This window comes from Kitasatospora sp. YST-16, from assembly GCF_026802215.1.
In the GTDB taxonomy this organism is placed as follows: Bacteria; Actinomycetota; Actinomycetes; order Streptomycetales; family Streptomycetaceae; genus Kitasatospora; species Kitasatospora cineracea.
In genome coordinates, this window is sequence record NZ_CP113837.1 from 3166098 (window position 1) to 3179800 (window position 13703).

11 protein-coding genes are annotated in these 13703 nt (G+C 73.9%); 7 read left to right on the forward strand and 4 right to left on the reverse strand.

Translation table 11 applies throughout. The features are described 5' to 3' along the window. Positions 1-491 precede the first annotated feature (491 nt). Positions 492-1373 (reverse strand): hypothetical protein, encoded by an 882-nt coding sequence (locus tag OU787_RS14385; protein WP_030461447.1) that lies wholly within the window; start codon positions 1371-1373, stop codon positions 492-494. A gap of 202 nt (positions 1374-1575) precedes the next feature. On the opposite strand from OU787_RS14385, the gene OU787_RS14390 reads away from it, so the two are divergent. After that, the gene (locus tag OU787_RS14390) at positions 1576-2562 is read left to right on the forward strand and encodes an ATP-binding protein (RefSeq protein ID WP_268659552.1); all 987 of its coding nucleotides are present in this window, start codon (positions 1576-1578) and stop codon (positions 2560-2562) included. 351 nt (positions 2563-2913) lie between these two features. After that, positions 2914-5256 carry a SulP family inorganic anion transporter gene (locus tag OU787_RS14395; RefSeq protein WP_268659553.1) on the forward strand — a complete coding sequence of 781 codons (2343 nt, stop codon included), beginning with the start codon at positions 2914-2916 and terminating at the stop codon, positions 5254-5256. A 47-nt stretch (positions 5257-5303) separates the two neighbouring features. On the opposite strand, the gene OU787_RS14400 is transcribed toward OU787_RS14395, so the two are convergent. Then, positions 5304-5810 (reverse strand): hypothetical protein, encoded by a 507-nt coding sequence (locus OU787_RS14400; RefSeq protein ID WP_123818037.1) that lies wholly within the window; start codon positions 5808-5810, stop codon positions 5304-5306. Positions 5811-6121: 311 nt separating this feature from the next. On the opposite strand from OU787_RS14400, the gene acs reads away from it, so the two are divergent. Continuing rightward, positions 6122-8077 carry an acetate--CoA ligase gene (acs, locus tag OU787_RS14405; protein ID WP_268659554.1) on the forward strand — a complete coding sequence of 652 codons (1956 nt, stop codon included), beginning with the start codon at positions 6122-6124 and terminating at the stop codon, positions 8075-8077. 73 nt (positions 8078-8150) lie between these two features. Here acs and OU787_RS14410 read toward each other — a convergent pair whose 3' ends face one another. Next, a complete protein-coding gene (locus OU787_RS14410; RefSeq protein ID WP_268659555.1) occupies positions 8151-9224 on the reverse strand; it encodes a serine hydrolase domain-containing protein in 1074 nt (357 codons plus the stop codon). Between the two features lie 340 nt (positions 9225-9564). Here OU787_RS14410 and nhaA point away from each other — a divergent pair, with 340 nt between their 5' ends. From nhaA to OU787_RS14430, 4 genes are all read left to right on the forward strand, one after another. Then, positions 9565-10857: a Na+/H+ antiporter NhaA gene (nhaA, locus tag OU787_RS14415; RefSeq protein WP_268659556.1), complete on the forward strand. Its 1293-nt coding sequence runs from the start codon at positions 9565-9567 to the stop codon at positions 10855-10857. Positions 10858-10983: 126 nt separating this feature from the next. Beyond that, positions 10984-11454 carry a phage holin family protein gene (locus OU787_RS14420; RefSeq protein ID WP_030461440.1) on the forward strand — a complete coding sequence of 157 codons (471 nt, stop codon included), beginning with the start codon at positions 10984-10986 and terminating at the stop codon, positions 11452-11454. A gap of 77 nt (positions 11455-11531) precedes the next feature. Next, complete coding sequence (locus OU787_RS14425; protein ID WP_232795045.1) at positions 11532-12500, forward strand: alpha/beta fold hydrolase; 969 nt, start codon at positions 11532-11534, stop codon at positions 12498-12500. Positions 12501-12631: 131 nt separating this feature from the next. Next, complete coding sequence (locus OU787_RS14430; protein WP_268659557.1) at positions 12632-12826, forward strand: hypothetical protein; 195 nt, start codon at positions 12632-12634, stop codon at positions 12824-12826. Between the two features lie 81 nt (positions 12827-12907). Here OU787_RS14430 and OU787_RS14435 read toward each other — a convergent pair whose 3' ends face one another. Then, on the reverse strand, positions 12908-13606 hold the full coding sequence (locus tag OU787_RS14435; protein ID WP_081967046.1) for a metal-dependent hydrolase: 699 nt from the start codon (positions 13604-13606) through the stop codon (positions 12908-12910). Positions 13607-13703 lie beyond the last annotated feature (97 nt).

The window sequence follows — 13703 nt, forward strand, 5'->3', positions numbered from 1 at the left end:
GGGCGGTCCCGGCCGCCGCCGGGTTCGCCAAATCGGACAAACCTCTACGCAAGCCGATAAAGGCGCCGTTTTCGGGTTCCTCTTTCGGCGGATCTGAGGTAGAAATGGGGTACGGCCCGCGAGACCCGGTAAGGACCCCAAGAGGTCGAACCGACAACGCAGTTAAGGCCCCACGGACCGACGTACGGACAATCGGGCACCCACATGCAGCCGACCCGCTGACGGGCCGCCGCACCAGGCGAACGGGCGCAGGACCCCGCCTGATGGGCACAGAAACGGTGCATGCACTGGTAACCCGGTCTCCGTGCCAGCGGCGACGCCCGGAAGTCTCGGGCGTCGCCGCAACTGCGTTCCGGCCCGGGCCGGTTCGGGCCGGTCCAGCCCGTCGGTCCGGACCCCGCCCGGGCCGGTTCGAGCCAGGCCGGTTCGATCCAGCCCGCCGGTCCGGACCCGGGCCGGCCGGTTTCGGACGCCCGGCCCGACGGCCTGCCTCAGACCATGCCGCGCTGCATCGCCTCGCACACCGCGGTGCTCTCCCGCACGCCCAGCCCGAGCCCGGTGGCGCAGTGCACCAGCCAGCGGGACACGCCCTCGGGGGTGCCCTCCAGGTAGCCGAGCAGGGCCCGGCGGTAGGCGGCGGTGCCGAGTTCGGCGAGGCCGACCTCGGCGGGGCAGATCGCCTTCGGGTCGAGGCCCTCGGCGGTCAGCACGATCCGCTGGGCGGCCCGGGCGACCAGGCCGTTGTGGCTGCCGAACGGGCGCAGCGCGAGGAGTTCGCCGTGCACCACGGCGGCGACCACCAGGGCGGGCGCGCCGCCGGTGGGGCGTTCGGCGCGGGCGGTGAGCAGCCCGGCGAGCTGGTCGAGGCGGGCGGCCGCCTCGGCGGGCGGGGGCGGCGGCGGGAGTTCGCCGACCGGTCCGGCCGGGGCCTCGCCCTCGGTGGCGGCGACCTCCTTCGGGAACAGCGGCGCGGCCTCCTCCCCGCCCTGGCGCGGGCGGCCGGCCGCGGGGTCGCCGTCGCCGGCGGCGAGCAGGTGGAGCCGGGCCAGCACCTGGAGCGGGGAAGTGCGCCAGACGCTGAGCAGCTGGCCGGCCTCGGCGGACAGGCGCAGCGCGGCGCCGACCGTGCGGGCCTCGGGATCGGCGCCGAAGTCGGTGCGGCGGCGGACCTCCTCCAGCGGCCAGTCGGCGCCGTCCAGGGCGGCCGAGGCGCGGGCTCCGCGCAGGGCGGATTCGGAGGTCACCTCGCCCGCCCGGCGCCGCATCACGCGGTGCCCGTAGAGGCGGTCGACGTTCTTGCGCACTTCGGCGACGGCCTCGGGGACCCCGGCGAGCTGGGCCAGCGGGGCGAGCGGGTCAGTTCCTGTGGTCACCTACCCGAGAGTAATGAATCCGCGGGGCGGCCGGGAGGCAACCCCCGGGTCACCCTTTCGTGGCAATCCGCTGTTCCCTCATGTGCAGCACCCCAAACCACCGCTAGCATGACCACTAATCGGTGACGATAACGGTTTCCAACAAGCATCGGGGCTGCCAGGGCCCCACGGACACCAGAGCCAGAGAGTCGGAGACGCAGAGATGAAGATCGCCTTCGTCGGCAAGGGCGGCAGCGGCAAGACCACCCTGTCCGCACTGTTCATCCGCCACCTGGCCGCCGTCGGCCGCCCGGTGCTCGCCGTCGACGCCGACATCAACCAACACCTCGGCCCGGCGCTCGGCCTGACGGACGGCCAGGCCGCCGCACTCCCCTCGCTCGGCGCGCACCTGCCGGAGATCAAGGAGTACCTGCGCGGCGGCAACCCGCTGATCCGCTCCGCCGAAGAGATGATCAAGACCACCCCGCCCGGCCCCGGCTCCCGGCTGCTGCGGATCGTCGAGGAGAACCCGGTGTACGCGGCCTGCGCCCGCCCGGTCGCCCTGGACGAGGGCTCGGTCCGGCTGATGGCCACCGGCGCGTTCACCGAGGAGGACCTCGGGGTGGCCTGCTACCACTCCAAGGTCGGCGCGGTGGAACTGCTGCTCAACCATCTGCTGGACGGCCCGGACGAGTACCTGGTCACCGACATGACGGCCGGTTCCGACTCCTTCGCCTCCGGCCTGTTCACCCGCTTCGACCTGACCTTCCTGGTCGCCGAGCCGACCCGCAAGGGCGTCTCGGTGTACCGCCAGTACAAGGAGTACGCCCAGGACTTCGACGTCCACCTGCGGGTGGTCGGCAACAAGGTGCAGAGCCCGGACGACCTGGACTTCCTGCGCCGCGAGGTCGGCGAGGACCTGTACGCCTGCTTCGGGCAGTCCGGCTGGGTGCGCCGGCTGGAGCGCGGGGACGAGCCGCCGCTGCGCGAGCTGGAGCCCGCGAACCGGGAGGTGCTGGCCCGGCTGCGGACCGCCGCCGACGCCGCCCACGGGCTGCGCGACCCGCGCCGGTACAGCGCCCAGGCGGCCCGCTTCCACCTGCGCAACGCGGAGAGTTGGGGCAACGCCAAGGTCGGCACCGACCTGGCCGGCCAGGTCGACCCGGACTACGTGCTGGGTGCCGAGCGGGCCAGCACCGCCGGGGTCTGACCCGGAGCCCGCCCGCCGCCCCCGAGGGGCCGGTCCGCCGTGACGGCGGACCGGCCCCTCGGGCGTTCCCACCAGGAAATTCCCGCCCGGCCGGGTGCCACACGATGTGGTGAACGCCGCTATTTGTACTGGCACTCGAAGCACACGCTGTGCAAAGGTCTCATTACTCTCGGTTTACCAGCTCTTGAACCCCATGCTCGGGCCCGGCCCGCAGCCCTGGTCGTCGCAGGCCGTCGCCGCCGCACGCCCGCCCCGCCACACCCGCTGTGACCCACGACAGCCGATCCGACCCAGGCACACCCGCCGGACCTGACTGCGTTCGTTCCCCCGGAAGAAGACGGGAAGACACCCATGACCCTCGACGTCTCCAGCGCCCCCATCGCCTCCGACACCACCGACCACGCCCCGCCGCCGCCCGGCGGCGCCCCCGGCCGGGTCCGCGCCCTGCTGGCGCACGACCTGCCGGCCTCCCTCGCGGTGTTCCTCATCGCGGTGCCGTTCTCGCTCGGCATCGCGCTCGCCACCGGCGCCCCGCTGACGGCCGGTCTGGTCGCCGCCGCCACGGGCGGGCTGGTGGCCGGCTTCCTCGGCGGCACCCACCTCCAGGTCAGCGGCCCGTCCGCGGCGCTGACCGTGGTCACCGCCGGGGTGATCGCCCAGTACGGCTGGCCGACCGCCTGCCTGGTCACCGTCGCCGCCGGTCTGCTGCAGCTGCTGCTCGGCTCGCTGCGGGTGGCCCGCGCCGCGCTCGCCGTCTCGCCCGCCGTGGTGCACGGCATGCTGGCGGGCGTCGGCGTCACCATCGCCATCGCCCAACTGCACGTCATCCTCGGTGGCACGCCGCACAGTTCGGCCCTGGCCGACCTGCGCTCGCTGCCCGGCGAGCTGGCCGGGCCGCACCCGCCCGCGCTGATGGTCGGCCTGGTCGCGCTCGCCGTCCTGTACGGCTGGCCCCGGCTGGGGCGGCTGCCCGGCAGCGCCGGCCGGGTCGGCGCCCGGCTGGGCCGGCTGCCCGCCGCGCTGGTGGCGGTGGCCGCCGCCACCGCGCTGTCGCTGCTGGCCGAACTGCGGCTGGCCCGGGTCGAGCTGCCGGTCTGGGAGCACCACCGGTTCCTCTCGCTGCCCTCCCCCGCCCTGCTGTCCGACCACTGGGCGGCGCTGCTCGGCCTGGTGCTGACCGTCACCGCGGTGGCCGGCGTGGAGTCGCTGCTGTCCTCCGTCGCGGTCGACCGGATGACCCGCCGCAGCGGCGACCTGGACCGCGAGCTGCGCGCCCAGGGCGCGTCCAACCTGGTCTCCGGGCTGCTCGGCGGCCTCCCGGTGGCCGGTGGCGCCGTCCGCTCCACCGCCAACGTGCAGGCCGGCGCGGCCACCCGGATGTCCGCGGTGCTGCACGGCTGCTGGGTGCTGGTCGCCGCGCTGGCGCTGACCGCCGGGCTGCGGCGGATCCCGCTGGCCGCACTGGCCGCGCTGGTGCTGGTGGTCGGCGTGCAGATGGTGAGCTTCGCGCACATCCGCCGGGTGCACCGGCACCGCGAGTTCCCGGTGTACCTGGCCACCGTGCTCGGGGTGGTGCTGCTCGGCGTCCCGCTCGGGGTGGTGCTCGGCGGCTCGGTCGCCGTGCTGCTCGCCCTCTACCGGTTGACCCGCGCCCACGTCGACCTGCTGGCCGGGGCGGACGGCTCGTACACCGTCCGCACCCACGGCCCGCTGACGTTCGCCGCCGTCCCCAAGCTGAGCCGGGCGCTGGGGCGGATCCCGGCCGGGGCGCGGGTGACGGTCCACCACGACGGCTCCTTCCTGGACCACGCCGCCTACGAGGCGCTGCACGCCTGGCGCACCGGCCACCAGGGCTCCGGCGGGCAGGTGGCGATGCTGACCGAGCGCCGGCCGGACGACGTGCTGGACCCGGACGGCACCGTCCGCGCGGGCAGTTCCCCCGGCCCGCACCGCTGCCGGGCCTGGACGCCCTGGGTCGGCCACCACTGCATCGAGCAGAACGAGGACGACCCGCACGTCCGCCTGCTCGACGGCGTCCGCGGCTTCCAGCAGCACACCGCCCCGCTGGTCCGCCAGGAGCTCGCCCGCCTCGCCCGGGACGGCCAGACGCCCTCGCAGCTCTTCGTGGCCTGCGCGGACTCCCGGATGGTCACCAGCATGATCACCAGTTCCGGCCCCGGAGACCTCTTCACCGTCCGCAACGTCGGCAACCTGGTCCCCGCCCCGTACGAGCCGGGCGCCGCCGACGACTCGGTGGCCGCCGCCGTCCAGTACGCGGTGGAGGTGCTGGAGGTCGCCTCGATCACGGTCTGCGGGCACTCGGGCTGCGGGGCGATGAAGGCCCTGCTGGACGGCGTCACCGAGGCGACCGGCCCGCCCACCGCGCTGGCCCGCTGGCTGCGCAACGGCCGCAGTTCGCTGGACCGGCTGCGGCGCGCGCCCGCCGGGTTCGAGGGCCGCCCGGCGGCGGACGTGGTGGAGCAGCTGTGCGTCACCAACGTGGTGCAGCAGCTCGACCAGCTGATGGCCAACCCGGCGGTGGAGCGCCGGGTCGCGGACGGTTCGCTGCGGCTGGTCGGGATGTACTTCGACTTCGCCACCGCGCAGGCCTACGTGCTGGACGCCGGGACGGGCCGGTTCGCCCCGGTGCACGCCAGGGTGGAGCCGGAGCCGGAGCAGGACCTGGCCGCGTAGCGCGGGCGGCGCGCGGGGGCGGTCGACCGCCCCCGCGCACCGCCGCGTCACTCCAGCAGCCGGGCCAGGTCGGCGGGGGTCACGTAGCCCGGCCAGCGGTGGTCGGTGAAGAGGTGCACGCCGGCGTCCTGGTAGCACTGGTCGACGAGCTGGGAGCAGATCATGTGGCGGGTGCTGGCGACGAAGCGCCGCAGCGGGGGGCCGGCCGGGAGGTGCAGGCGGGCGGCGGCGAGGGCGAGGTAGTCGGCGAAGCTGTAGGGGGTGCCGAGGTAGGAGCGGGCGGCCGCGGTGACCGCGGCGCGCTGTTCGTCGGTGAGCGGGACGCGGCCGGTGGACCAGCGGGCGGGGACGCCCTCGTAGTCGGAGAGCCGGCCGAGCCGGGCCCCGCCGGGCTGGGCCTCGACCAGCCGGCCGTCGCCGACGTGGACGAAGGCGTGCTCGTAGTCGGCGAACCCGTCGCCGTTGAGGAACTGGCCGATCCGGATCAGCCGGCCGGTGCGGCCGTCCATCCGGACGACCGCGAAGTCGCCGGGGAGGGGTGGGGTTGCGGTCATGGCGGTACCCCCGTCACGGATGCGTACGGTGATGGGATGCGCACCGTCAGTGGAGTACCGGTCACCGGGGGCGTCAAGGTGCTGCGCGGGATTGACCGGCGCGGGGGGCGGGAAGACGTCGTGGGGACCGGCGGAAGCGCCGGGGCGGCGTCCACCTGGGGCGGAGCCCTGAACCGATCAAAGGTCTACACCAATTTCCCGACAGCTCTTGTCAACGGAGCCGTTGGCCTGGTGAGCTGTGCGCTGGGACACACGGGACAATCCCTCCGCACGGGGTTCCCCGGTATTTGAGACTCGATGAGGAGTGCGCGTTGAGCAACGAGAGCCTGGCCAACCTGCTCAAGGAGGAGCGGCGCTTCGCCCCGCCCGCGGAGCTCGCCGCCTCCGCCAACGTCACCGCCGACGCCTACGCGCAGGCCTCCGAGGACCGGCTGGCGTTCTGGGCCGAGCAGGCCCGCCGGCTGAGCTGGGCGGTCGAGCCCACCGAGACCCTGGACTGGTCGAACCCCCCGTTCGCCAAGTGGTTCGCCGACGGCAAGCTGAACGTGGCGTACAACTGCGTGGACCGCCACGTCGAGGCCGGCAACGGCGACCGGGTCGCCATCCACTTCGAGGGCGAGCCCGGCGACAGCCGCGCCATCACCTACGCGCAGCTCAAGGACGAGGTCTCCAAGGCCGCCAACGCCCTGCAGGAGCTCGGCGTGGCCAAGGGCGACCGGGTCGCCGTCTACCTGCCGATGATCCCCGAGGCGGTCGTCGCGATGCTCGCCTGCGCCCGGATCGGCGCGGCGCACTCGGTGGTCTTCGGCGGCTTCTCGGCCGACGCGGTGGCCTCCCGGATCAAGGACGCCGACGCCAAGGTCGTCATCACCGCCGACGGCGGCTACCGCCGCGGCAAGCCGTCCGCGCTCAAGCCCGCCATCGACGAGGCGCTGACCAAGGTCGACGGCGTGCAGAGCGTCCTGGTCGTGCGCCGCACCGGCGAGGAGGTGGCCTGGACCGAGGGCCGCGACGTCTGGTGGCACGAGCTGGTCGACGGCCAGTCCGCCGAGCACACCCCCGAGGCGCACGACGCCGAGCAGCCGCTGTTCATCCTGTACACCTCGGGCACCACCGGGAAGCCCAAGGGCATCCTGCACACCTCGGGCGGCTACCTCACCCAGGCCAGCTTCACCCACAACGCGGTCTTCGACCTCAAGCCGGAGACCGACGTCTACTGGTGCACCGCCGACATCGGCTGGGTCACCGGCCACTCGTACATCGTCTACGGCCCGCTCTCCAACGGCGCCACCCAGGTGATCTACGAGGGCACCCCGGACACCCCGCACCAGGGCCGGATGTTCGAGATCGTGCAGAAGTACGGCGTGACCGTCCTCTACACCGCGCCGACCCTGATCCGCACCTGGATGAAGTGGGGCGACAGCATCCCCGCCCAGTTCGACCTGTCGAGCCTGCGGGTGCTGGGCTCGGTCGGCGAGCCGATCAACCCCGAGGCGTGGGTCTGGTACCGCGAGCACATCGGCGCGGGCAAGACCCCGATCGTCGACACCTGGTGGCAGACCGAGACCGGCGCGATCATGATCAGCCCGCTGCCGGGCGTCACCGAGACCAAGCCCGGCTCCGCCCAGCGCGCCCTGCCCGGCATCGCCGCCACCGTGGTGGACGACGAGGCCCGCGAGGTGCCCGACGGCTCCGGCGGCTACCTGGTGCTGACCGAGCCGTGGCCGTCCATGCTGCGCACCATCTGGGGCGACGACCAGCGCTACGTCGACACCTACTGGTCGCGCTTCGAGGGCCGCTACTTCGCCGGTGACGGCGCCAAGAAGGACGAGGACGGCGACATCTGGCTGCTCGGCCGGGTCGACGACGTGATGCTGGTCTCCGGCCACAACATCTCCACCACCGAGGTCGAGTCGGCGCTGGTCGGCCACCCCGCGGTCGCCGAGTCCGCGGTGGTCGGCGCCACCGACGCCACCACCGGCCAGGCGATCGTGGCCTTCGTGATCCTGCGCGGCACCGCCACCGACAGCGCGGAGCTGATCGCGGAGCTGCGCAACCACGTCGGCAAGACGCTCGGCCCGATCGCCAAGCCGAAGCAGATCAAGGTGGTCTCGGAGCTGCCGAAGACCCGCTCCGGCAAGATCATGCGCCGTCTGCTGCGCGACATCGCCGAGGGCCGCGAGGTGGGCGACACCACCACGCTGGCCGACTCCTCGGTGATGAACCTGATCCAGTCCCAGCTGCCGGCCGCCGGCGCCGAGGACTGATCACCGCAGGCCAGAAGGGACGGGCCCCGATCCGCGTGCTGCGGATCGGGGCCCGTCCCGTGCGGTGCGCGGGTCAGCGGGCCAGCGCCCGCAGCGTGTCGTACGCGGTCTGGGCGAACCGGCGCCGCCCGGTGGCCAGCGGCCCGGCGAGGGCGACCAGGCCGGTCTGCGCGGCCCGGTCGAAGCCGACGAAGGCGGTGCAGCGGCCGGTGGAGCCGTTGTGGAAGACCACCTCGGCCTCCGCGTCCGGGCGGTGGTGCCAGCTCAGGCAGATCCGCAGCCCGGACCCGCGCCGGGCGACCCGGGGGAGGCAGACCTCGCGCAGTGCGGTGCGCAGGCTGGCCGCCGCACCGGTCCGCTCGGGGATCGGCACCGCGTCCACCGCCAGGTGGGCCTGGAGGTAGCGCAGCATGTCGTCGGCGGTGGAGCGCAGGGCCGCCGCGCCGGGCAGGGCCGGGACCTTGAACGAGGGGATCCAGCGGCCGCGCCGGTAGCCGGTGGTCTCGTCCCGGCCGGTGCCGCAGGAGGTGTCGATCAGGCCGAGCGGTTCGCAGACCCGCCCGGTGAGCAGTTCCTGGTAGCGCTGCCCGGCGGCCCGTTCCAGCACCAGGCCGAGCAGCCCGGCGCCGAGGCTGGAGTACCGGACCCGGGTGCCGGGGGTGCCGCGGACCGGGGTGCGCGGCAGCGCGCGCAGCAGGTGGGCGGCGCTGAAGGTGGCGTACGGGCTGGTGAACCAGCGGGGCACCGCGGCGGGGGCGAGGCCGACCGGCAGCCGGGGCAGGCCGGAGGTGTGGGTGGCCAGGTGCAGCAGGGTGATCGGGCGCTCGTGCGGGTAGCCGGGCAGGACCTCGGCGGGCAGGTAGCGGTCGATCGGGTCGTCGTAGGACACCTCGCCGCGGGCGACCATGTCGGCGAGCAGCAGGCCGGTGAAGGTCTTGGTGACCGAGCCGAGCTCGAACCGGGTGTCGGCCCGGACCGGGCGCTCCCCGGCCCGGTCGGCGTAGCCGCGGCAGGCGACGGTGCGCTCGGTGCCGCGGATCACCGCGACGGCGAGGCCGCCCTCGGGGGCGCCGGCGGCGAACAGCGGGCGCAGCAGGTGCTCGAGGTCCGGGTCGCTTAACGGAGGCTGGGCGGTGTCGGCGCCCACGTCTCCTCCCGCTCGGGGACCCACGGCCTGGACCGGTATGGGTTCGGTTTCCTGACTGGGCATCGGTTCCTCCATGACGGAGCGGGCCGCCGGGGTGGCGACCCGCTTCTGCCGCCGACCCTAGGAACCCGGCGGGTCGTCCGCATCCGGCCGAACCCATCCGGGTCAGCGCGCCGGGGCCCGCCCCAGAACCCCCATAAAGTGGGACGAACCGATTGCCCGCTTGTCACGCGCCGTAGGATGTCAAGGAATCATCAAGAACCTGAGGCGCGCCGGGAAGTCTGGTCGGCACTGCACCACCCGTGTGTCCGCATGCCGCCCGCCCCAGGAGGTCCCCGCCGTGGCCAGCCCGTCGTCCGACAACCGCCGTCCCTTCCTCGGCCTGCTGTCGCTGCCCGAGCGCCGCTACCTCACCGACGCGCTGCGCACCGAGACGGTCGGCGGCGTGCTGCTGCTGGTGGCCGCGGCCTGCGCGCTGGTCTGGGCGAACGTCTGGCCGCACGCGTACGAGGCGGTGCTGGAGTACACGGTCGGGCCGAGCGGGCTGCACCTGGACCTGCCGCTGGAGGCGTGGGCGCAGGACGGGCTGCTGACGGTCTTCTTCTTCGTGGCGGGCATCGAGCTGAAGCGCGAGTTCGTGGCCGGGGAGCTGCGCACGCCGAGCGCGGCGCTGCTGCCGGTGGTGGCGGCGGTGTGCGGGGTGCTGCTGCCGGCGGTGCTGTTCACGGCGGTCAACCTGGCCGCGCCGAACGGGCACCCGGCGGGCTGGGCGATCCCGACGGCCACCGACATCGCGTTCGCGCTGGGGGTACTGGCGGTGGTGGGCAGTCACCTGCCGTCCGCGCTGCGGGCGTTCCTGCTGACCCTGGCGGTGGTGGACGACCTGATCGCCATCCTGATCATCGCGGTCTTCTACTCGTCCGGGATCAGGTTCTGGGCGCTGGGGGCGGCACTGGCGGGGCTGGTGCTGTTCTGGTTCCTGCACCGGCGCGGGGTGCGCGGCTGGTGGCTGTTCGTGCCGCTGGCGGTGGTGATCTGGGCGCTGATGCACGAGAGCGGGGTGCACGCGACGGTGGCGGGCGTGGCGATGGGCCTGCTGCTGCGCTGCCACCGCGAGGAGGGCGAGGAGCAGTCCCCCGGCGAGCGGATCGAGCACCTGGTGCGGCCGCTGTCGGCGGGGCTGGCGGTACCGGTGTTCGCGCTGTTCGCGGCGGGCGTGCCGGTGTCGGCCGAGTCGCTGGGGAAGGTGTTCACCGAGGCGGCGCCACTGGGCATCGTGCTGGGCCTGCTGGTCGGCAAGTCGGTGGGCATCTTCGGCGGCACCTGGCTGGCCGCCCGCTACACCCGGGCCACCTTGAACCCGCAGCTGACCTGGTCCGACATGGTGGCGCTGGCCACCGTCGCGGGCATCGGCTTCACCGTGTCGCTGCTGATCAGCGACCTGGCCTTCCCGGACGACGCGGCGCTGGCCGAGCTGTGCAAGGAGGCCGTCCTGGTCGGCTCGCTGACCTGCGCGGTGGTCGGCACCCTGCTGCTGAAGCGGCGCAACCGGCACTACCGGGAGCTGTACGACGAGGAGAACCGGGACGAGGACGGCGACGGCATCCCCGATGTGTACCAACGGCAGGGGTGACACGCCGTCGGGCGGGTACCCGGAGTGGTGCCCGACTCGCCGGTAGGGGCATGATCTGAGCTGACACACCCGCGTGTGACACCCTCTCAGGACGCCTCACCCAGCCCCTCGAACGGAGACCTCCCGATGGCCGCAGGAGCCGCACCCTCGAACGGCCGCACCCCGCACGAGGGCGAGCGGACCGTCGGCGAGCTGTTCGCCGACGCCACCGCCGAGCTGTCCAGCCTGGTGCACGACGAGATCGCGCTGGCCAAGGCCGAGATCAAGGCCGACGTGGTGCGCGGCGGGATCGGCACCGCGGCGGGCGTGGTGGCGGGCGTGGTCGCGCTGGCGTCGATCCCGATGTTCTCCTTCGCCTTCGCCTGGGGCCTGCAGGCGCTGGGCATCACCACCGGCTGGTCGTTCGCCATCGTCGGCGGGGCGTACGTGCTGATCGCGCTGCTGCTGGCGTTCCTGATGGTCCGGTACTTCAAGAAGGTCCGGAAGCCGGAGCGGACCATCGCCGGTGCCCAGGCCACCGCCCAGGTGCTGAAGAACGCCAAGCCCCGGCCGGCCACCAAGGAGGAGATCGACCGGGCGCTGGGCCGGATCCAGTGAGCACCGGCCGGTAACGGTTGCGCGCGGGCGTGAGCGCCGGGCGGGTGCGAGGGGTGCGGATGTGACAGGCTGCGGGTATGTCGTTGGACCAGAAGCCAGTGGATGAGACCGCGCCCGGGCCCGTGCCGCCCCTGCCCGGTGAGCCGTGGAGCGTCCGCTCGGCCGGGCCGTGGACGCACCGGGACCTGGCGGCGAACGGCGCGCGCTTCCACATCGCCGAGCTCGGCGAGGGGCCGCTGGTCCTGCTGGTGCACGGCTGGCCCGAGTACTGGTGGGCGTGGCGGCACCAGCTGACGGCGCTGGCCGAGGCGGGCTTCCGGGCGGTCGCGCTGGACCTGCGCGGGATGGGCGGTTCGGACCGCACCCCGCGCGGCTACGACCCGGGCAACCTGGCGCTGGACGTCACCGGCGTGATCCGCTCGCTGGGCGAGCAGCAGGCGCACCTGGTCGGGCACGCCACCGGCGGCACGCTGGCCTGGGTGGCGGCGGTGATGCGCCCCTCGGTGATCCGCAGCCTGACGGTGGTCTCGGCGGCGCACCCGCGGCACCTGCGCCGGGCGCTGCTGACCGACCGCAAGCAGATCGCCGCGTTCGAGCACGTGCTGGGCTTCCAGCGGCCGTGGATCCCGGAGCGCCGGCTGGTCGCGGACGACGGGGCGCTGGTCGGCGAGTACCTGCGGGCCTGGACCGGGCCGAACCTGCTGTCCGCGGAGGCGGTGGCGGCGTACCGCGCGGCGATCCGGGTGCCGAGCACCGCGCACTGCTCGATCGAGCCGTACCGCTGGCTGATGCGGTCGATGGCGCGGCCGGACGGCATCCAGTTCGCGCGCCGGATGAAGAAGCAGATCACCGCGCCGGTGCTGCACGTGCAGGGCGCCTCCGATCCGGTGCTGCTGTCGCGGACGGCGCTGGGGGCGGGCGAGTACGTGTCCGCGCCGTACCGGTGGCGGCTGCTGCCGGGGGTCGGGCACTTCCCGCACGAGGAGGTTCCGGAGGAGTTCACCGCGGAGCTGATCGAGTGGGTCCGGCGGCACGAGGGGCGTTGAGCGGGGGCGGTCCAACCGGCCGCCGCTCCGGCCCAGTTGGCCGCGTTCATATGACAAACGCATAGGCCAGGAGGAGGGCCCGGCGGCGGTTACTCCGGCCGGGCCGGGGGAATCCCTCCGGTATGACCTGGATGCCCGATCGAGAAGCCCAGCCGCGCCGACGCCGCCGTGGCAGCAGCAGCTCGCAGCAGCACGCGCCGCAGCCGGAGTGGCCCTACGAGCCCGCCGAGCGGACGCCACGCAGCGCGGGGTACCGGCTGGGCATTCCGAAGATCATCGGACGGCGCGCCCGCTGGGTCGGCGCCCGGCTCCGCCGGGAGGGGTGAACCCGCCCGGCAGGTGCGAACGGCCGGGGCCCGGGCGGAGATCCTCCGCCCGGGCCCCGGCCGTTCGTCCGGCGGGCCGGCTCAGCTCAGCACGGTCGGCGAGATCGCGGTCGACCAGAGCAGCAGCCCGAACGTCGCCACCGTCATCACCGGGACCAGGATCTTGGTCTCCATGTCGTTGCCGGTGCGCTTGATCAGCACGATCTCGTAGCGCTCCTTGTGCGGCCACAGCAGCGGGGAGCCCTGCTTGGTCAGGCAGTCGCCGAGCAGGTGCGCCAGGGTGCCCAGGGCCACCGCGTACGGCAGCCAGCCCGGGGCGTTGGGCAGCCAGGTGAGCATGCCGAAGGTGCCGAGCGCGGCCAGGCCGACCACGGTGGCCCAGGACGCCGCGCCGTGGCCCGGCGGGTGCAGGCGCAGCGCCTTGATCGCCATGGCGAGCAGGAAGAACGTCAGGCCGATGGTGAAGTACCGGCCCAGGAAGGTGATCCCGGCCCAGCTGCCGCCGCCCATCAGCGCCACGAACAGCAGCGAGTGGGTGGCGTGCCGGTGGCCGCCGGAGGCCCAGGCGACGAAGCGGCACAGCAGCTTGGAGACCGGGCCGAGGAAGTTGGCGATGGTGCCGTCGTGGTGGTCCAGGTCCGGCAGCAGGGCCGCGCCCGCGCACAGCACGGTGCCCATCAGCACGTCGGCCGGGTGCAGGTGCATGCCCATCAGCGGTGGGACGAACGGCGCGGTGGCCGCGAACAGCAGAGCGCCGCTGACCGCGTGCGAGTGACCCATCATGACGTGTGTCCGACCTCCCGTGGGGCTCCTGTCCATGGCGGCCCGGCTGGGCCGTTCGGGTGAGCTCGGCCGACGCTACCAGGCCCGGCGGACG

What these genes read in the sequence shown, in the direction of transcription:
- OU787_RS14390 (WP_268659552.1), top strand. Translation starts at nt 1,576, where the DNA reads ATGAAGATCGCCTTCGTCGGCAAGGGCGGCAGCGGCAAGACCACCCTG.
- OU787_RS14395 (WP_268659553.1), top strand. Translation starts at nt 2,914, where the DNA reads ATGACCCTCGACGTCTCCAGCGCCCCCATCGCCTCCGACACCACCGAC.
- OU787_RS14400 (WP_123818037.1), bottom strand. Translation starts at nt 5,810, where the DNA reads ATGACCGCAACCCCACCCCTCCCCGGCGACTTCGCGGTCGTCCGGATG.
- OU787_RS14420 (WP_030461440.1), top strand. Translation starts at nt 10,984, where the DNA reads ATGGCCGCAGGAGCCGCACCCTCGAACGGCCGCACCCCGCACGAGGGC.
- OU787_RS14425 (WP_232795045.1), top strand. Translation starts at nt 11,532, where the DNA reads ATGTCGTTGGACCAGAAGCCAGTGGATGAGACCGCGCCCGGGCCCGTG.
- OU787_RS14430 (WP_268659557.1), top strand. Translation starts at nt 12,632, where the DNA reads ATGCCCGATCGAGAAGCCCAGCCGCGCCGACGCCGCCGTGGCAGCAGC.
- OU787_RS14435 (WP_081967046.1), bottom strand. Translation starts at nt 13,606, where the DNA reads ATGGGTCACTCGCACGCGGTCAGCGGCGCTCTGCTGTTCGCGGCCACC.